Annotated in this window: 15 protein-coding genes; 11 read left to right on the forward strand and 4 right to left on the reverse strand. The window is 70.8% G+C overall.

Annotated elements, in window-relative coordinates:
• Window positions 1-88 precede the first annotated feature (88 nt).
• The 5 genes from ACG04R_RS19240 to ubiM all read left to right on the forward strand — a co-directional run bounded on the left by ACG04R_RS19240 (window position 89) and on the right by ubiM (window position 6,902).
• Window positions 89-1,516 carry a sodium:solute symporter gene (locus ACG04R_RS19240; protein ID WP_394414496.1) on the forward strand — a complete coding sequence of 476 codons (1,428 nt, stop codon included), beginning with the start codon at window positions 89-91 and terminating at the stop codon, window positions 1,514-1,516.
• Window positions 1,513-1,824, forward strand: a complete 312-nt coding sequence (locus ACG04R_RS19245) for a hypothetical protein (RefSeq protein WP_394414499.1) — start codon at window positions 1,513-1,515, stop codon at window positions 1,822-1,824. Before ACG04R_RS19240 ends, ACG04R_RS19245 begins: the two co-directional genes overlap by 4 nt.
• Window positions 1,825-1,918: 94 nt before the next feature.
• Complete coding sequence (locus ACG04R_RS19250; RefSeq protein WP_394414502.1) at window positions 1,919-3,655, forward strand: ABC transporter ATP-binding protein; 1,737 nt, start codon at window positions 1,919-1,921, stop codon at window positions 3,653-3,655.
• A 269-nt stretch (window positions 3,656-3,924) separates the two neighbouring features.
• A complete protein-coding gene (locus ACG04R_RS19255; protein WP_394414506.1) occupies window positions 3,925-5,700 on the forward strand; it encodes an ABC transporter ATP-binding protein in 1,776 nt (591 codons plus the stop codon).
• A gap of 44 nt (window positions 5,701-5,744) precedes the next feature.
• Window positions 5,745-6,902, forward strand: coding sequence for a 5-demethoxyubiquinol-8 5-hydroxylase UbiM (gene ubiM, locus ACG04R_RS19260; RefSeq protein ID WP_394414509.1), 1,158 nt, complete (start codon window positions 5,745-5,747; stop codon window positions 6,900-6,902).
• Here ubiM and ACG04R_RS19265 read toward each other — a convergent pair.
• Window positions 6,877-8,130 carry a patatin-like phospholipase family protein gene (locus tag ACG04R_RS19265; RefSeq protein WP_394414513.1) on the reverse strand — a complete coding sequence of 418 codons (1,254 nt, stop codon included), beginning with the start codon at window positions 8,128-8,130 and terminating at the stop codon, window positions 6,877-6,879. The genes ubiM and ACG04R_RS19265 overlap by 26 nt on opposite strands.
• A 25-nt stretch (window positions 8,131-8,155) precedes the next feature.
• A complete protein-coding gene (locus ACG04R_RS19270; protein ID WP_394414516.1) occupies window positions 8,156-8,788 on the reverse strand; it encodes a phasin family protein in 633 nt (210 codons plus the stop codon).
• A 171-nt stretch (window positions 8,789-8,959) separates the two neighbouring features.
• Between ACG04R_RS19270 and ACG04R_RS19275 the strand changes: the two genes are divergently transcribed.
• From ACG04R_RS19275 to ACG04R_RS19300, 6 genes are all read left to right on the forward strand, one after another.
• Window positions 8,960-10,966, forward strand: coding sequence for an SDR family oxidoreductase (locus tag ACG04R_RS19275; RefSeq protein WP_394414519.1), 2,007 nt, complete (start codon window positions 8,960-8,962; stop codon window positions 10,964-10,966).
• 57 nt (window positions 10,967-11,023) lie between these two features.
• Window positions 11,024-14,713 carry a M48 family metalloprotease gene (locus ACG04R_RS19280; RefSeq protein ID WP_394414522.1) on the forward strand — a complete coding sequence of 1,230 codons (3,690 nt, stop codon included), beginning with the start codon at window positions 11,024-11,026 and terminating at the stop codon, window positions 14,711-14,713.
• Window positions 14,714-14,725: 12 nt separating this feature from the next.
• Window positions 14,726-15,085, forward strand: a complete 360-nt coding sequence (locus ACG04R_RS19285; RefSeq protein ID WP_394414525.1) for a hypothetical protein — start codon at window positions 14,726-14,728, stop codon at window positions 15,083-15,085.
• Window positions 15,086-15,148: 63 nt separating this feature from the next.
• A complete protein-coding gene (locus ACG04R_RS19290; RefSeq protein WP_394414528.1) occupies window positions 15,149-15,694 on the forward strand; it encodes a GNAT family N-acetyltransferase in 546 nt (181 codons plus the stop codon).
• A complete protein-coding gene (locus ACG04R_RS19295) occupies window positions 15,694-16,917 on the forward strand; it encodes a saccharopine dehydrogenase family protein (protein ID WP_394414531.1) in 1,224 nt (407 codons plus the stop codon). The genes ACG04R_RS19290 and ACG04R_RS19295 overlap by 1 nt, the downstream gene beginning before the upstream one ends.
• Window positions 16,914-17,684 (forward strand): nitrilase-related carbon-nitrogen hydrolase, encoded by a 771-nt coding sequence (locus ACG04R_RS19300; protein ID WP_394414534.1) that lies wholly within the window; start codon window positions 16,914-16,916, stop codon window positions 17,682-17,684. The genes ACG04R_RS19295 and ACG04R_RS19300 overlap by 4 nt, the downstream gene beginning before the upstream one ends.
• Before the next feature lie 3 nt (window positions 17,685-17,687).
• Here ACG04R_RS19300 and ACG04R_RS19305 read toward each other — a convergent pair whose 3' ends face one another.
• Entirely contained in the window at window positions 17,688-18,152 is a 465-nt protein-coding gene (locus ACG04R_RS19305; RefSeq protein ID WP_394414537.1) for a DUF1203 domain-containing protein, read from the reverse strand.
• Window positions 18,153-18,224: 72 nt separating this feature from the next.
• Entirely contained in the window at window positions 18,225-18,716 is a 492-nt protein-coding gene (locus ACG04R_RS19310; protein ID WP_394414539.1) for a hypothetical protein, read from the reverse strand.
• Between the last annotated feature and the right edge of the window lie 21 nt (window positions 18,717-18,737).

Raw genomic sequence — 18,737 nt, forward strand, 5'->3', positions numbered from 1 at the left:
GCCGGAAACGCGGCGCATCCTAGGGATGCTTCGTGACGATTTGATCCACCACGTTTGAGGGGGTGCTCGCGGTCCCTTCGTTAGCGCCATGCCGCATGCACTGCTTTTGATCGGGGTTCTCGCCTACTTTGCCGGGCTGCTGGTGCTGGCGCGGTGCGTCTCGCACGGTTCCGGGGCTGAGGGTTTTTACGTGGGAGGCAGGGAAAGTCCCTGGTTGGTCGTCGCGTTAGGAATGGTCGGCACGTCGCTTTCCGGCGTCACCTTCATCAGCGTGCCGGGTTCGGTCGCGGCCAGCGGGTTCACCTACCTGCAGGTCACGCTGGGCTATGTGGCCGGCTACGTGGCCATCGCCTTCGTGCTGCTGCCGGCCTACCACCGGCTGCGCGTGGCTTCCATCTACGAGCTGCTGGGCGAACGCCTGGGCCCGGCGGCGCAGCGGCTGGGCGCGGGCTACTTCGTGTTGAGCCGCACGCTGGGTGCGACGGCGCGGCTCTACCTCGTCGTGCAGGTGCTGCACACGCTGATGCTGCAGCCGCTGGGCGTGCCGTTCGCGCTTGCCGCGGCGGTCGTGCTGGCGATGATCCTGCTCTACACAGTGGACGGCGGCGTCAAGGCGCTGGTGTGGACAGACATGCTGCAGACGGCCGGCATGCTGACGGGCCTGGTCGTCTGCATCGTGCTGCTGTGGCGGCCGGATGCGCTCGCGCAGCTGGACGCAGCGGGCCTGTCACGCGTGTGGGTGACCGATCCGCTGAGCCGCGACTTCTCCATCAAGGCGCTGCTGGCCGGCATGTTCATCGCCATCGCGATGACGGGGCTGGATCAGGAAATGATGCAGAAGAGCCTGTCGGTCGCGAAGCTGCGCGACGCGCAGAAGAACCTGCTGCTGCTTGCCGTGCTGCTGGTGGTCGTCATCGGCGCCTTCCTGCTGCTGGGCGGCCTGCTGACGCTGTTCGCCCGCGATTACGGGCTGGTGGCGAGGGGCGACGAGTTGTTCCCCGCCGTCGTCATGCAGCACCTGCCGGCGTGGGTGCAGGTCGTCTTCGTGCTGGCCCTGGTATCCGCGCTGCTGCCCAGCGCCGACGGCGCGCTGACCTCGCTGACGACCAGCACCTGCCTGGACCTGCTGAGCGTGGGCCGCGACGACACCCGCACGCGGCGGCGCGTGCACCTGGGCTTTGCGCTGCTGTTCCTCGTGCTCGTGCTGGGCTTCAAGGCGCTGGCCAACACGGGCATGGTGTTCCTGATCCTCAAGCTCGCGGGCTACACCTATGGCCCGCTGTTGGGGCTGTTCGCGTTCGCGATGTTCACGCCGCGGCCGGTGTCAGGTCGTGCACTGGTGACGGTGTGCGTGGCGGCGCCGCTGTTGTGCGCTCTGCTGGACTTCGGGCAGCCGTGGGGTGGGTATCAGATCGGGTTGGAGTTGTTGGTGTTGAACGGGCTGCTGACGTGGGCAGGATTGTGGATGGCTTGTGTGGGCAGCAAGAATGAAGGCCTGCTTTCAAGAATGTCGTGAAGGAAGAGGGCTGGATGGGGTGGGCGTTCAATTTGGGGCTCGGGATTTGTGGGCTGTTCATCGCCGCGAACTGGGGTTCGTTGATAGACGCGATGTTCAAGAAACGCAGTTGCTCTTTTGCTCCGCCTTTTCTTTCGGGTTTGCTGGCCACCCTGCTTATCGCAACGCATCCGGACGTAGGCCTTCGCGTCTTTTGGTGGATTCCTCCCATGCTTGATCCAAGCATTGCATTCGCGCTATCGGTCACTGCGGTCGTGGCGCTGGTTCGTAGGATTCGGGCTTTCGCGGGTGAACGCAAACTCAAATAGATCGAGCGTGATGCACGCCTGACTTCGTTCCCCACCCGGCGCATATCGTCCTCGCATGCCGCTAACAGCCCCTGTTTCCAATAGCCTCACTCGCATGCTCGCCACCTTCGTGCGCGAGTACTGGCGCGCCTATGCGTCGGCCGCGGCGATGCTGACCTGCATCGCCACGCTGACCGTCTGGATTCCCCGCCAGGTCGGCCATGTCGTCGATGAACTCGTGGCCGGCAGCCTCAAAGGCCCGGCGCTGACCGAGCAACTCTCGTTGCTCGTCGCCGCCGGCCTCGTCATCTACCTGTTGCGCGTCGGCTGGCGGCTGACGCTGTTCAAGGCGGCCTACCGGCTCGGCGCGCGGCTGCGCACGCGGTTGTTCGCACGGCTCGCGTTGCAGGGGCCGGCCTATTTCCAGCAGCAGCGCACCGGCGACCTGATGGCGCTGGCGACCAACGACATCGATGCCGTCGAGCAGGCCGCCGGCGAGGCGATGCTGGCGGGCTTCGACGGCACGCAGACGCTGCTGCTGGTGCTGGCGATGATGACCGTCGCGATCGACTGGCGGCTCGGCCTTGCGGCGCTGCTGCCGTTCCCGCTGATGGGGCTGGCGTTCTGGTGGATCTCCAACCACCTGCACCAGGCCGCGCAGGACTCACTGACCCGTTTCGGCGACCTCAACCAGCAGGTGCAGGAAAGCCTGGCCGGCGTGCGCACGCTGCGGGCGCTGGGGCTGGTGGGCCGCAGCGAGCGGCGTTTCGCCGAGCTGGCGGAGCACGCCGCCGAAGCCGCCTTCCGCTCGCAGCGCTGGGAGGCCGCCTACGAGCCCGCCGTCGGCATGACGCTGGGCCTGGCGACGGCCATCGCGCTGGCCGTGGGCGGCTGGCTGGTGGCGCGGCACGAGATCAGCATTGGCCAGCTGACGGCGTTCACGATGTACCTGGGCCAGCTGATCTGGCCGATGTTCGCGGCCGGCTGGGTGCTGGCGCTGCTGGAGCGCGGCCGCGCGGCCTGGGCGCGCCTGGCCCCGGTGCTGGATGCGCCGCTGACGCTGGCGGACGAGGGCAGGGCGGTGCTGCCCGCCGGCGCGACGCTGCGGGCCGAGGCGCTGACCTTCAGCTTCCCCGCCGCCAGGCGGCCCGCGCTCGACGGCGTGGATGTCACGCTCGCGCCCGGCAGGACGCTGGGCATCGTCGGCGCCACGGGTGCCGGCAAGTCGACCTTCGTGCGCCTGCTGCTGCGCCAGTCCGAGCCCGACGCGGGGCGATTGACGCTGGGCGACGTGCCGCTGCCCGATCTGCCGCTGGCCACGCTGCGCGCCCACATCGCCTGGGTGCCGCAGGAGCCCTTCCTGTTCTCCGCATCGGTGGCCGACAACATCGCGCTCACGCGACCCTCGGCGACGCCATCAGACATCGAAGCCGCCGCCCGCCTGGCCGCCGTGCACGACGACATCGCTCGCCTGCCCGACGGCTACGCCACCGAGGTCGGCGAGCGCGGCGTGACGCTGTCGGGCGGCCAGCGCCAGCGCGTCGCCATCGCGCGGGCTTTGCTGTCGGACGCGCCGTTGCTGGTGCTGGACGATGCCTTGTCCGCCGTCGACACCGGCACCGAGACGGCCATCCTCGACCACCTGCGCGAGCTGCGCGCCGCGCGGCCCGACCGCAGCGTCATCGTCATCGCGCACCGGCTGTCGGCGGTCATGGACGCCGACGAGGTCATCGTGTTGAAGCAGGGCCACGTCATCGAGCGCGGCACGCACGAGCAGCTGCTCGAGCGCGGCGGCTGGTACGCGGCGCAATGGCGCTATCAACAGATCGAGGCCAGCCTTGAAACCGCCTGACGTGAAGCCCCTCGTCCAGCCGCACATCGCTGAACGCGGTGTGGCTGGCCGGTCTTGCAGACCGCGCTGCGGCCTGGGCCGCAGCCCTTCGGCAGGCACGTGCCGCCCACCGGGCGCCACGTGTCCGGCCTCAGCCCCCGAGGGGACGGCGATGCTCGCGGCATCGAGCCGCGAGCACATCGCCAGCGCGGGCCGGCTCGGGAGCGGCCCAGCGCTCGGCCTGCAATGCGGCGGTGTCGTGCGTCGCATGTGTGGAGTGGACAGCTGAGATGGCAAAGCCCCAAGAGAAACCCTGGCAGAGCGTCGGCCTGCTGATGGATTCAGCGCGGCCCGAGCGGCCGCAGCTGATCCGCGGCGGCCTGTGGCTGTTGCTGGCGGCCGGCCTGGAGGCCATCGCGCCCATCCTCGGCAAGCGCTACATCGACCACCACCTGCTGCCGGGCCACTACGACCTCGGCGCGATGGCGATGCTGCTGGCGCTGGTGCTGCTGAGCGGCTGGGCCGCGACGTGGTTGCGCTACGCCCAGCTGTCGCGCATGGCCGGCGTCGCGCGGCGCTCGGTGCTGCGGCTGCGTGAGCGGGTCTACGCGCATGTGCTGGCGCTGCCGATGGCCTTCTTCGACAAGGCCATCACGGGCCAGCTCGTCAGCCGCGTGACCAACGACACCGAGGCGGTCAACCAGCTCTACCGGCAGGTGCTGTACGTGATGCTGGACTCGTCCATCGTCGTGGCCGGCTCGCTGGTGGCGATGGCCTTCCTGGACTGGCGGTTGATGCTCATCGTCGCGACGCTGGTGCCGGCCATGGTGCTCATCATCAAGGGCTACCAGCGCCTGTCCGCGCCGGCCGTCGCGCGCACGCGGCAGCTGCGCAGCGACATCAATGCGCAGATGGCCGAGAGCATGGCCGGCATGGCGGTGCTGCAGGCGGCCGGGGCGGCGGGGCGCTTCGGCGCGCGCTTCGAGGCGGTGAACGCCGAGCACCGGCTGTCGCGCATCGCCGAGCTGCGCGCCAACGCGTGGCTGCTGCGGCCGGCGCTGGACCTGCTCAACGTGCTGCTGCTCGTCACCGTCATCTACGGCTTCGGGCGGCGCGAGCTGTCGGGGCTGGAGGTAGGCCTGCTGTATGCCTTTCTGGCCTACATCGCCCGCGTCGTCGAGCCGCTGATCCAGATCACGATGCAGTTCGGCCAGCTTCAGCAGTCCATGGTCGCCGCATCGCGGGTGCGGGCGCTGCTTGAGGAGGACGAACACCGCGGGCCGCCGCAGGACGGCGTGCCGATCTCGCGGGGCGCGATCCGCATCGAGTCGCTGGGCTTCGGCTACGACCCGGCGCGGCCGGTGCTGCACGGCGTGGACGTGGACATCCCGGCCGGCAGCTTCACCGGCATCGTGGGCCACACGGGCAGCGGCAAGAGCACGCTGCTGTCGCTGCTGCTGCGTTTCTACACGGCGCAGCAGGGGCGCATCACGGTCGATGGTCAGCCACTGGCCTCGGTGCCCGACGCGGCGTTTCGTGACGCCGTGGGCCTGGTGCCGCAGGAGCCCTTCCTGCTGTCGGCCAGCGTGCGCGAGAACATCGCGATGGGGCGGCCGGGCATCAGCAACGAAGCTGTCGAAGACGCGGCCAGGTCGGCGCGCGCGCACGACTTCATCCTCGCGCTGCCGCAGGGCTACGACACGAAGCTCGGCGAGGGTGGCGCCCGTGTGTCAACGGGCCAGAAGCAGCTGCTCGCGATGGCGCGGGCGCTGGCCGGTGCGCCGCGCATCTTGTTCCTCGACGAGGCCACCAGCAATGTCGACAGCGAGACCGAGGCGCGCATCGGCGCCGCGCTGGCGGCGCTGCATGGCCGTGTGACGGTCATCGCCATCGCACATCGGCTGTCGACGATCCGTGCGGCCGACCAGATCCTCGTGCTGAACCACGGCCATCTGCAGGAGCGCGGCACGCACGAGGCACTGATGGGCGTGGCCGGCGGGCTGTACCGCCGCCTCGTCGAGCTGCAGACGCTGGAGGAGCGCGAGGCGGAAGCCGACGCCTCCTGACCTGGGTCAAGGCGCGCCGCGCGGCAGCGGCCTAGGCTGCGCGAATGACTGTCATTGCTGCTTCCTCTCCCCAGGTGCTCATCGGTGGCGCCGGCCCCGCGGGCCTGGCGCTGGCCTGTGCATTGCATGACCGCGGCCTGGATGTTCGTGTGCTGGAACAGGCCGACGAGGCCTTCCTGGCCGCGCCGCCGGACGATGGACGCGAGATCGCGCTGACGCACCGCTCGCGCCGCCTGCTGCAAGGCCTGGGGCTGTGGCAACGCCTGCCGGACATTGCGCCGCTGCGCCGCGCCAGCGTGCGCTCCAGCGGCTCGCGCACGGCACTGCCGTTCGAGGCGGACGGGCAGGATCTGGGCTGGCTGGTGTCCAACCACCATCTGCGCGCCGCGGCCTGGGCCGGCGTTCGCGAACGCGGCGTGCCGGTGCTGTGCGGCCGCACCGTCGTGGGTTTCGAGGCCGACGCGGCGCAGGCGCGGCTGCGCACGCGTTGCGGCGAGGTGCATGCGGCGCCGCTGGTCGTTGCGGCCGACAGCCGCTTCTCGACGCTGCGCCGCCTGGCTGGCATCGGCGCCCGCCACCGCGACTTCGGCCGCAGTGCGCTGCTGGTGCCGCTGGCGCACGAGGTGGACCACCAGGGGCTGGCGCAGGAGTGCTTTTTGGCCGGCCACACGCTGGCGCTGCTGCCGATGAACGGCCGGCGCAGCTCGGCCGTGTGGACCGTCGCGAACGCCGAGCTGCCCCGGCTGGCGGCCATGGACGACGCGGCGCTGGCCGCAGCCATCCAGTCCGCGGCGGACGGCCGGCTGGGCGCGATGCGGGTGGACGGCGCCCGCCATGTCTACCCGCTGGTGGCCGTGTGGGCCGAGCGCTTCGTCGCGCCGCGCTTCGCGTTGATCGGTGACGCGGCCGTGGGCATGCACCCGGTGACGGCACACGGCTACAACCTCGGGCTTTACGGCATCGAGGCGCTGTCGCGGCGGCTGGATGCGTCACGCGACCCCGGTGAGCTGGGCGCGCTGCGGGCCTACGAGGCCGAGCACCGCCGCGAGGCCGGTCCGCTGTATGCCGGGACGAACGCGCTGGTGCGCTTCTTCACGGACGACCGCGCACCGGTGCTGGCGCTGCGGCGCGCGGTCATCGACGTGGTGCGCCACCTGCCGCCACTGCGTGCGGCCATCACGCGGCGGCTGGTGGACGCCTAGCTTCAAGCACGCTCAGCGATCCGCGCAGCGAGCGCAGTGCCTGCTCCAGGCGTGTCTCGCCGGGGGCGGGCAGCAGGCGTGCCTCGCGGCTGGCGAGCACGTCCTCGCGCAGCGTGAGGCCGGCGCGCGCGAACTGCGGCTTCAGCCGGGCCGCACGCGCGCGCAACTGCTCGCGCGTGGCCTGGTAGGCATGCTCGGCGAGGTGGCGGCGCTGGCTGTAGCTGAAGGTGTTGGCGAGGAAGAGTTCGGCGTCGCGCGGGTCGGGCTCGAACAGCAGGATGTCGGTCTGCGGGTGCGTCAGCTCGTAGCCCTTCATGCCGAGCTCCAGCCGCGAATGGATCAGCGAGCGGAAGGTCTGCGACAGCACCAGCGGCAGGCCACCGTCCACGAGCCGGTGGATGCGGGGCTGCAGCGCGCGCCCGGCCGCGCGGCCCAGTTTGCTGGCGAGCTTCTTCGCGCGGCGCGAGCGGGCCTCGCGGTGCGAGAGGCGGTCGCTGGCGTAGGGCACCAGCGGGTTCAGGCAGATCAGCAGGTCCAGCCCGCGGTCCAGCAGCACGGAGGCGTGCAGCGTCTTCTTCAGCGCGCCATCGACGTAGTGCCGGCCGTCGATCTCGACCGGCGGGAACAGCCCCGGCAGCGCGGCGCTGGCCTGCACGGCCTGCGAGATGGGCACATGGTCCCAGCCGTCGGCGCCGAAGGGGACGGCCTCGCCGGTGTCGAGGTCGGTGGCGACGAGCACGAGGCGGCGCTTCAGCTCGCGGAAGTCGTTGGTGCGGCCGGGTACGGCGAACACGCGTGTGAGTGCTTCGCCAAAGCGCTCGCTGCTCAGCAGGCCGGTGGGCAGCACGCGGCCCAGGCGCTCGATGGCTGAGAGCCGCGAGCGGCCTTCCAGCAGCACCTCGCGCGCCGCGTCGCGCAGCAGCTGCGGCAGCAGGCGCAGCCGCTGGCCGAACTCGGCCCAGGCGGGCTGCAGCAGCTCGGCGGGGTCGAAGCGGTCGGGCGCTTCGGCGGTGTTCTCGATGAAGGCGGCGCAGAGCTGGCGCGGCGTCATGCCGTTGGCCAGGCCGGCGGCGATGAAGCCGCCGGCGCTGACGCCGATGTAGCCGTCGCAGGCGGTGAAGTCCAGGCCGTCGACGGCCTCCTCCAAAGCGCAAAGGGCGCCAACTTCATAGATGGCGCCCAGTGGGCCGCCGCCGGCCAGGGCCAGGCCAATCCTTGGCTGGCGCATGGTCAGCGAGAGTCAGTCTGCGAGATCAGGCCTGAGCCGTCGGCTCGGCCTTGGGCGCAGCGGCCTTCTTGGCAGCGGGCGCCTTCTTGGCCGGAGCGGCCTTCTTTGCGGCGACGGGCTTGGCAGCCGCAGCCTTCTTGGCAGGCGCGGCGGCGGGCTTCGCGGCCGGTGCCTTCTTGGCGGCGGGAGCGGCCTTCTTCGCAGCGGCCTTCTTGGCCGGCTGCACGCCGGTGGCGACGGCCAGCGCGTCGATGCGCTTGATCAGCGCGTCGATGTCGCCCTTGGTCGGCACGCCCAGGCCCTGCAGCGCCTTGGCTACGCGGGCTTCGAAGATGGATTCCAGCTTGTCCCACTGCTGGCCGGCCTTGGCGCCGACATCGCCGGCGACGCTGCTGACCTTGCTGGCCACGGCGCTGAGCTTTTCTTCGGCGGCGGATTGGGTCTTCTTCTGCAACTTGAGTCCTTCCGAGACGAGGGCCTCGAAGACCTTGGAGCCTTCGCCCTGGGCCTTGGCGAAGGAGGCGAGACCGGCGGCCCAGATCTGCTGGGCGCTGTCCTTGACGTTCTGGGCCATCGCGCTGTCGAGCAGGCCGGCCGGGAAGCCGCTGGCGGCCGCAGCCTTCTTCTTGTCAGCCATCTTCTGGAGCTTCTTGACCATGGGGTGTCCTTTCGAATGTGCAGATTGCGAGCGGACTTTAGCGGCGGCATGGGCTCGTGGCGCGTCGATTCCTAGTGTGGAGTCTCTATGCGGTTCCTCGGGAAAGTGCCCACCGGCCGGCCTCGGGCGCTGGGGAAGAATCAGGCGAAACCCCCAATTCAGGAGACCCGCATGCAGTATTTCGTCACCGGCGCGACCGGCTTCATCGGCAAGCGACTCGTCAAGAAGCTGCTGGCCCGCCGGGGCAGCACGGTCCACTTCCTGATGCGCGAGGAGAGCGCCGCCAAGCTGCCCGACCTGCTGGCCTACTGGGGCGTCAGCAAGACGCGGGCGATCCCCGTCTACGGGGACCTCACGGGCAAGAAGCTGGGCGTGGCCAGTGACGTCATCAAGAGCCTCAAGGGCCAGATCGACCACCTCTACCACCTCGCCGCCGTCTACGACCTGGGCGCCGACGAGGAGTCGCAGGTGGCCGTCAACATCGAGGGCACGCGCAGCATGGTGGAGTTCGCGCAGGCGATCGACGCCGGCCACGTGCACCACGTGTCATCCATCGCCGCGGCGGGCCTGTACGAAGGCGTGTTCCGCGAGGACATGTTCGACGAGGCCGAGAACCTCGACCACCCGTACTTCATGACCAAGCACGAGAGCGAGAAGATCGTGCGCAAGGAGTGCAAGCGGCCGTGGACGGTCTACCGCCCCGCGCTCGTCGTCGGCGACTCCACGACCGGCGAGATGGACAAGATCGACGGGCCTTACTACTTCTTCAAGCTGATCCAGCGCATGCGCCAGATCCTGCCGCCGTGGATGCCCAGCGTGGGCCTGGAGGGGGGGCGCATCAACATCGTGCCGGTGGACTTCGTCGTCGACGCGCTCGACCACATCTCGCACAAGGTCCACGAGAGCCAGGGCTGCTACCACCTCGTCGACCCCAAGGGCTACCGCGTCGGCGACGTGCTGGACATCTTCAGCAAGGCCGCGCACGCGCCCAAGATGAACCTGTTCATCAACGCCGCGCTGCTGGGCTTCATCCCCCGCAGCGTGAAGAAGGGCCTGATGGCGCTGGCGCCGGTGCGCCGCATCCGCAACGCGGTCATGAAGGACCTCGGCCTGCCGGACGACATGTTCACCTTCATCAACTACCCGACGCGCTTCGACTGCCGCGACACCGAGGGTGCGTTGAAGGGCTCGGGCATCGCCTGCCCGGACCTGAACGACTACGCCTGGCGGCTGTGGGACTACTGGGAGCGCCACCTCGACCCCGACCTCTTCATCGACCGCTCGCTCAAGGGCGCGACCGGCGGCAAGGTGGTGCTGGTGACGGGCGGCTCGTCGGGCATCGGCCTGGCCGCGGCCATCAAGTTCGCCGAGGCCGGCGCCATCACGCTGATCTGCGCGCGTGACCAGGCCAAGCTGGACGAGGCCGTCAAGGAGATCAAGGACAAGGCGGGAAAAGGCGCGCAGGTGCATGCCTTCGCCTGCGACATCGCCGATGAGGAAGGCGCCGCCAACCTCATCGAGTGGTGCAACGGCGAGTTCGGCGGCGTGGACTTCCTCATCAACAACGCCGGCCGCTCCATCCGCCGCGCCATCGAGAGCAGCTACGACCGCTTCCACGACTTCGAGCGCACGATGCAGCTGAACTACTTCGGCTGCCTGCGCGTCACGATGGGCCTGCTGCCCGGCATGGCGGCCAAGAAGAAGGGCCACGTCGTCAACATCAGCTCCATCGGCGTGCTGACCAACGCGCCGCGCTTCAGCGCTTACGTCGCAAGCAAGGCCGCGCTGGACGCCTGGACGCGCTGCGCGTCCAGTGAGTTCGCCGACACCGGCGTCACGTTCACGACCATCAACATGCCGCTGGTGCGCACGCCGATGATCGCGCCCACCAAGATCTACAACAACGTGCCGACGCTGTCGCCCGAAGAGGCGGCCGACATGATCGCGCAGGCCTGCACGGCCAAGCCGGTGCGCATCGCGACAAGGCTGGGCATGACGGGCCAGATCCTGCACGCCGTCGCACCGCGCATTGCGCAGATCGTCATGAACACAACCTTCCGCATGTTCCCGGACAGCGAGGCCGCCAAGAACCTGAAGCCCGGCGAGAAGGCCAAGGGCGGCGGCCTGTCACCCGAGGCTATCGCGCTGCAGCAGATGATGCGCGGGATTCATTTCTGACGACGTGAAGTGAGGCGCCCAGGGGCCGCACGAGCCCCGGCGCGAAGGGAGGATCTCTTGCAACAGCAGCAACCCGCCGGGTCGCTGCCGGCCGTCACGCCGGCGCCGACACCGCGCAGCTATCAGCTCCGCGCCTGGGGCGCTGTCGCGTCGCTGATCGGGTTCCTGGGCGCCTATCTCGGCCTCGCCGGCTGGTTCGCGTGGACGGCCTGGCGGCTCGGCCGGGGCGCGCTCGCCGGCCGCAACGACGCCCTCTGGGCCGGGCTCGTCGCGCTGTGCGCGGCGCTGTTGGCCGTCTTCATGCTGAAGGCGCTGTTCTTCCGCCAGAAGCGCGCGGAAGACCATGCCTTCGAGATCCAACCCGCCGACCAGCCCGCGCTGTTCGCCGAGCTGCATGCCATCGCCGACGCCGTCGGCGCGCCGCGGCCGCACCGCGTGCTGGTGTCGGCGCGGGTCAACGCGGCGGTGTTCTACGACCTGTCGCCGCTGAACCTGCTGTTCCCGACGAAGAAGAACCTCGAGATCGGCCTGGGCCTCGTCAACGTGCTGACGCGCAGCGAGCTGCGTGCGGTGCTGGCGCACGAGTTCGGCCACTTCGCGCAGCGGGCGATGGCCGTGGGCCGCTGGGTCTACGTGGCGCAACAGATCGCCGCGCGGCTGGTTGCGCAGCGCGACATGCTGGACCGCTTCCTGCAGGCCTTGAGCGGCTTCGACTTCCGCATCGCCTGGGTGGGCTGGCTGCTCAGCCTCATCGTCTGGGCCATCCGCAGCCTGGTCGACAGCGTCTTCACCGGCGTGCAACTGCTGCAGCGCAGCCTGGGCCGCGAGATGGAGTACGGCGCCGACGCGGTGGCCGTGGCGCTGACCGGCAGCGACGCCCTCATCCATGCGCTCTACAAGCTGCAGACGGCCGATGGCGACTGGGAGCGCGCCGCCGGCATCGCCGCCGAGCTGAAGGCCAGGGAGCAGGGCGTCGGCGACCTGTTCACGCTGCAGGCCGAGGTCGCGCGCCGCACCGCCCGCATGCTGGACGACGAGCGCTACGGCCAGCTGCCGCCGCAGGGCGCTGGCCCGGCGCGGCTGTTCGACACCGCCGACAGCGCCGTGCCGCAGATGTGGCGCACCCACCCGCTCAACCACGAGCGCGAAGCCCGCGCCAAGGCCGACTACCGGTCGGGCGACATCGACGAGCGCAGCGCATGGACGCTGTTCGACAACGCCGCGGCGCTGCGCGCGCAGGTCTCGCGCCGGCTGTTCGAGACGCCCGAGTCCGCGCCGCTGCTGGACGACGCCGCGCTGCAAGCCCTGCTGGACGAGCGCTTCGGCGGCGAGCTGGCGCGGCCGCGCTACCGCGGCGCCTACCTGGGCCGCGCGCTGACCCGCCACGCCGCCGAGCCCGGCCAGCTCACCGGCGACCTGCCGGCCGAGGCGGACGGCATCCGGCGCCTCGCGAGCCTCTACCCGGCCAGCCTCGGTGAAGCCGTGCGACGCTGGCGCCGCCTCGATGCCGACAAGGAGCCGGCCGAGCACGCCCGGCTGCAGGAGCAGCTGCGCCGCCACGACCGCGCCGCACGCGAGGCGCACCTCGCGCTGGCCCGCACGCTGGGCGATGGCAGCGAGGCGCGGCTGCGCGGCCTGCTGGCGCAGCTGCACTACGCCGAGCACACCGCCGCCAACCTGCGCGACCTGCGCGGCGTGCTGGCCCACACCGTGCGCGTGCTGACGGCCGGCCGCATCACCAACGACGTGCGTGACCGCGTGCTGCGCGCCGCCGGCGAGCTGCACGAGGGCCTGCTGGACCTCTACGGCCACGCCGGCCTGCTGCAGCTGGACGCGGCCACGCTCAAGCGCATGGAGGTCGAGAGCTGGCGCGCCGCGCTGGGCACGCTCAAGCTCGACGCGCCGGACTACGGCAACCTGGGCGGCTGGCTCAACGTCATCGACAGCTGGATGGACCTGGCCGAGCACGCGCTGGACCGCCTGCGCGCGGCTGTGCTGGGCGAGCTGCTGGACGCCGAGGCCCGCGTCGCGCGCGGCGAGGCGCATGCGCCGGCTGACGGCGACCCCGTGCCCGCCGCACCGCCGCGCTACGCCGTGCTGCTGGAGGGCGCCGAGCGCCCGCGCACGCTCAAGCCCAACCTGTGGGCGCGCTTCCTGGCTGCGCAGGGCGCGGGCGCGACGGCGGCACGCGTTGCCGTGGCCGGCGGCATCGTGGCCGGCGTGCTGGGCTTCGGCGGCGGCTACGGCGACATCACCGTGCAGGTGCTGAACGGCCTGGACCGCACCGTGCGCGTCAAGCTCGGCGGTGCGGGCGCCGTCACGCTGCCGCCCTACGGCAGCACGACCGTGGACCTCGCACCCGACGAGCACCTGGCCGTCGATGCGCAGACCGAGCAGGGCGAGGCCATCGAGCACTTCGAGGTGGCGCTGGACCATGGCCCGGGTCGGCAGGTCTACAACGTCGCCGGTGCCGCGCCGCTGGTGGAGCTGACCTACACCTACGGCCGCAACGTGCAGACCCCGCCGCCCCAGGTCATCGGCACGCCGCGATGGTCCGGCAGCCGCGCCGACGTGTTCTTCGCCGACCCGCCGCAGAGCGTGTCCGTCAAGGCCGGCCAGACCGAGACGCGACGTGTGCTCTACAGCGGCGCTGACGCCGTGCCGGGCCTGCAGCTGGACCTGCTGCGCGGCGATGCCACGGCCGCCGAACGTCTGGGCGAGCTGCATCTGCGCTGGGACCGGCGCGACTCGCCTGTGCGCTTCGTGTGGCTGTCGCAGCTGCGCGGCCGGCCGGCGCACGACAAGTTGCTCGCCGCGGCACTGGCGCGGGAGCCCGCCAGCATCGAGCTGCAGCGCGAGCGCTTCGACACACTGCGTGCCGCCGAGCTGCAGCCGCTGTGCGACGAGCTGGGCCGCCGCGCGACCGCGCCGGGCGCCGAGGGCGACCTGGTCTACCTGGCCGCACGCTGCCTGCCCGACGGCCCGCAGCGCGACACGGCGCTGCAGGCGGGCCTGCGGCACTTCCCGCAGCATGCCTGGCTGGCCTACGGCGCCGCCTGGGCCGAGGCCGGCGCGGCGAACTGGCGCGTCGCGCTGCGCGACTACGAGCTGGCCCGGGCCGAGCCGACGCTGGCGCCGTTCGCGAGCATCGAGGCCAACCGCCTGCGCCGCCTGCTCGAAGAGAAGCCGCTGCCGGCCGACGCCGAGCGCATGGGGCCGCCGAGCCGGTTGCAGGCTGCGTTCGGCATGCAGGTCCGGGCCGCGTCGCTGGTCTTCGAGCCCGAGGCCTATCAGCAATTGGCCCAGGGCCGGCCGGACCGCGCAGCCGCCGCGGACAGCTCGCCCAGCGCGCATCTGCTGCGCCTGGCCGCGGCCTCCGACGGTGCCTCTGCCGAGCTGCGCCAGCGTGCGGCGGCGCTGCCCGGTGCCGAGGGGCTGGACTCGCAGACCTGGTGGACGGCGCTGGCACTGGCCGAGCGCGAGGGCTGGCCCGCGCCGCAGGCCGAGCCGGCCGCGCTGCAGGGTATCGAGCCCGGGCAGCTGCGTCGCATGGAGGACTTCCGTGCCGCGCTGCGCAGCCCGGCCACGCTGTCCAGCGCCGAGAAGCACCTGCAGGGCCTGTCGCTGGAGCTGCGCGGTCAGGCTTACAGCATGGCCGTCATGCGCCTGGGCGAGCGCGCGCCGCCGGCCTGGCGCGAAGGCGCCAAGCGGCTGCTGTTGAGCCACGAACGACCGTATTTCAACTAGGAGGAGGCAGGGATGGACATCAAGATCAATGGCGCCGAGCGCCTGAGTGCGGCCGAGCTGAGGCAGGAACTGCAGAACGGCGCACGCGTCGTCGCCTACGGCTTCTGCATCTCCATCGTCGTCATGTCGTTCAAGCGCGGCTCGGGCCTGTACCTGCTGCGCGCCGGGGAGGCCGATTGGGGGCGCCGTCTCGGCTTCTCCGTGCTGTCGCTGGTGGCCGGACCCTGGGGCATCCCGTGGGGGCCGATCTGGACGGTCAGCACGATCTTCACGAACGTCGGCGGCGGGCGCGATGTCAGCGCCGAGCTGCTGGCCGCCCTCAGGTCGCAGGAGCCCATGCCCACCGCGGCTGCCGCCGGCGCGACGCTCTGACCGCACAATGCCCCGACGGAGCCCGGCCCCGGCCGGGCTTCTTTGTTGGAGGGAAAGGAACCCATGCTCAGAGGACAACGCGTCGGCCTGCGCCATGTCACCGAAGAAGACCTGCCCTGGCTCAAGCGCACCAGCGGCGACCCGCAGATCCGGGGCCCCTTCATGGGCACGCGGATGATGCCGCCGCACACAGTGGAGCAGCGTTGGAAGGACAACGGCTTCTCCGGTGAGGATGCTGAGCGGCTGTTGATCTGCCATCTGATCGATGGCAGCGTCATCGGCGACGTCGTGCACTTCGCCGCGGCGCGCTACACGACGGCGCGTGAGATCGGCTGGACGATGGCCGACATCGCGATGCGCGGCCAGGGGTTGATGACCGAGGCCGCCTCGCTGCTGGTGGACTACCTGTTCGAGAACTGGCCCGTGAACCGGCTGTCCTGCGGCATGTCCGTGCACAACCATGCGTCGCGCCGTGTCGCCGAGAAGTGCGGGTTCAAGCACGAGGGCATCCAGCGCGGCATCGTCTTCGTCAATGGCGAGTACGTGGACTGCCATTCGCTGTCGCTGCTGCGCAGCGACTGGCTGGCGATGAAGGGGCACGTCGCGTGATGGACCGGGAGTTCGACCTCGTCGTGTTCGGCGCGACCGGCTTCACCGGCCGCCTCGTGGCCGAGTACCTGCACCTCAGCGGCGCGGCAGGCGCGCGCTGGGCCATCGCCGGACGCAGCCTCGACAAGCTGGCCAAGGTGCGCGACGAACTGCACCTGCCACCTTCCGTCGCGCTGCTGAAGGCGGACGCCAACGACGCTGCCGCGCTTCAGGCGCTGGTGCGGCGTACCCGTGTCGTCATCACGACGGTGGGGCCCTACCAAGTGCACGGCGAACCGCTGGCCACCGCCTGCGCCGAGGCTGGCACCGACTACGTGGACCTGTGCGGCGAGCCGCTGTGGATGGCGCGCATGATCGACAAGCTGTCGCCGCTGGCGCAGGCGAGTGGCGCGCGCATCGTGTTCTCCTGCGGCTTCGATTCCATCCCGTTCGACCTCGGCGTCGTCTACCTGCAGGCCGAGGCCGAGAAGCGCTTCGGCGCGCCGCTGCCCGAGGTGCGCGGCCGCGTCGCGCGGCTCAAGGGCACGTTCTCCGGCGGCACCTTCGCCAGCTTGATGGAAACCATCGAGGCCGTGCGCCGTGAGCCCTCGCTCGTCAAGCTGATGGCCAACCCGTTCGCGCTGACGCCGGGCTTCAAGGGCCCGCGCCAGCCCGCCGGCCAGGAGGCCGGCTTCGACGACTGGGCCGGCGCCTGGTGCGGCCCCTTCGTCATGGCGACGATCAACACGAAGAACGTCCACCGCAGCAACGCGCTGCGCGGCCATCCCTGGGGCGAGGGCTTTGTCTACGACGAGAAGCTGCTGACCGGCAAGCCCGGCCAGGGCGACCGGGGGCGGCGCAAGGCCATGGCGCTGGCGAGGATCACGAAGCTGCAGAACCTGGTGCTGGGCTTCGGCCCGACACGCGCGCTGCTGCGCCGCTTCGTGCTGACCCAGCCCGGGGACGGCCCCAACGCAGCCGCCCGCGAGGCGGGGCGCTACGAGGTCTGGTTCACCGGCAAGTCGGCGGCAGGCGAGACGCTGCGGGCCGTCGTCAAGGGCGACCGCGACCCCGGCTACGGCTCGACCTGCAAGCTCATCAGCGAGGCGGCGCTGTGCCTGCTGCAGGACGTGGGCCGCGACGCGACACCCGGCGGCGTGTGGACACCCGGCAGTGCGATGGGGCTGGCGCTGGTGCGCCGCCTGCATGAGCGCGCGGGGCTGAGCTTCGAGATCGCGGCTTGAGTGCCGCCGCCCCGCGCTGGGCCATCTCCCAGCCGCGCATGCACTGGACGCTGGAGGCCAACCTGGCCGAGACGGTGGCCGCCCTCGAGGCGGCGGCAGCGGCCGGCGCCGAGGGCTGTGTCTGCACGGAACTGGCGCTGACGGGGTTTCATCGCCGCCTGCCCGAGCTTCTGGGCGGTGACGCGTTGGCCGCTGCACTGGCGCGGCTGTGCGCCGCCTGCGGCCGACTCGGCATCGCTGCCGTCGTCGGCCTGCCGACGCGGGGTGAGGGCGGGGCGGTCTTCAACAGCCATGTCTACATCGACGCCGCCGGCCGCGAGTGCGGGCGCGTGCACAAACGCGGCCTCACGCCGAGCGAGGCGACGTTCTTCACGCCGGGCCGCGCGCGCGGCTGGACCGCCCTCGGCAGCGTGCTGGCCACGTCGGTGCTGTGCCGTGAGACGCTGGACGGCGCGCAGTTGCTGCCCGAACTGCGCGCGGCGCTGCCGACCGGTGACGATCGCCAGCGCGTGATCTTCTGGCCCAGCTACATCGCCGATTCCGATGTCGAGCAGGCGGCCTTGTGCGAGGCCTATCGCGCCGGTGCCGCCGAACTGGCGAGGGAGCTGCAGGCCTGGGTGCTGCAGAGCAACTGGGCGGAGTCTCTGAACGAGCCGTCGCACCGCGGTTTCGGGGCCGGTGTCGTCGTCGCGCCTGATGGGCGGATCAGCCAGGTGCTCGCGCGCGACGCGGCGGACGTTGCGCCCGTCACGCTGCACGGCAGGTAGCCCTCAGGCGCGGCGGATCAACGCCGCATAGCACCCGCGGCGCGCGTAGTGGGCATGCAGATAGGCCACGCCGGGCTGTGACAGCAACCGTTCGATGAGCGCCTCGACCGCTTCGCCCTCGGCGACGTCGGCATCCACCATCATGCCGTCGGCATCGAAGGCGCGCAGCGACATCAGGCTGCGCAGCATCAACGGCAGCCTGTCGATGGCGTCGAAGCTCGCCGAGGCATGCTCGCGGACGAAGATCGCGTGGCGCGAGCGGTAGGGCGTGTCGGCGCCCTGATGTTCGTGATTGACGAGCAGCACCGTCTCGCCCGGGCGGGCCAGGCGCAGCTCGATGCGGTCGGGGTGGCGGTCGCCTTCGCCCGTCATCAGGCGCAGCGCGCCGTGGCGGGCAAGCTCGTGGTCGCTGAGGCCGAAGAGGTGGGCGAAGGGCTGGGCCGACAGGCCGGTGACGCGGAAGGACATGGCGTGCTCCTGGGATGGGGGTGCACGCATTCTTCGGGCGTAGCCAGCCCGCGTCTGGCCGCTATCGGACCTTCAATCCCGCCCGGCGGGGCGCTCGAAGCCGGCGTCCACCCAGGCCTCGGCGGCCGACTGGGTGAACTTGAAATTGGCGCCGACCTTGACCTTGGCGAGCGGCTCGCCCGCGGCGTCCTGGGCGGCCAGCCAGGCGTAGGGATCGTCCTCGGCGGGCACGATTTCCAGCGAGACCTTGATCCAGTTGCCGTCGCGGGCGACGTAGAGCGCCTTGTTCAGCTGGGCGTGCAACTGCTGTTCGTGGCGGCGGATGACCTCGGAGGCCGTCTTGACGAGCGTGTTGAACGCGGCGGTGTCCAGCGGCTTGGGGTTCTTTTTGTCGCGGCCCATCGTCCAGGGCCCGACCAATGCCGGCTCGCTCTCGCCGGCCTTGAACATCGCGACGGCCCAGCCCTCGTCGTCCTCGTTCTTGATGACCTGGGCGGTCCAGCCGTTGTCGCGCCACAGGCGCGGCTCGAAGATGGGTTCGTCGGTATCGGTGGCGTCGGACATGGGGCGGCAATGAAAAATGGC

This window comes from Pelomonas candidula (assembly GCF_043555985.1).
Lineage (GTDB): Bacteria > Pseudomonadota > Gammaproteobacteria > Burkholderiales > Burkholderiaceae_C > Pelomonas > Pelomonas candidula.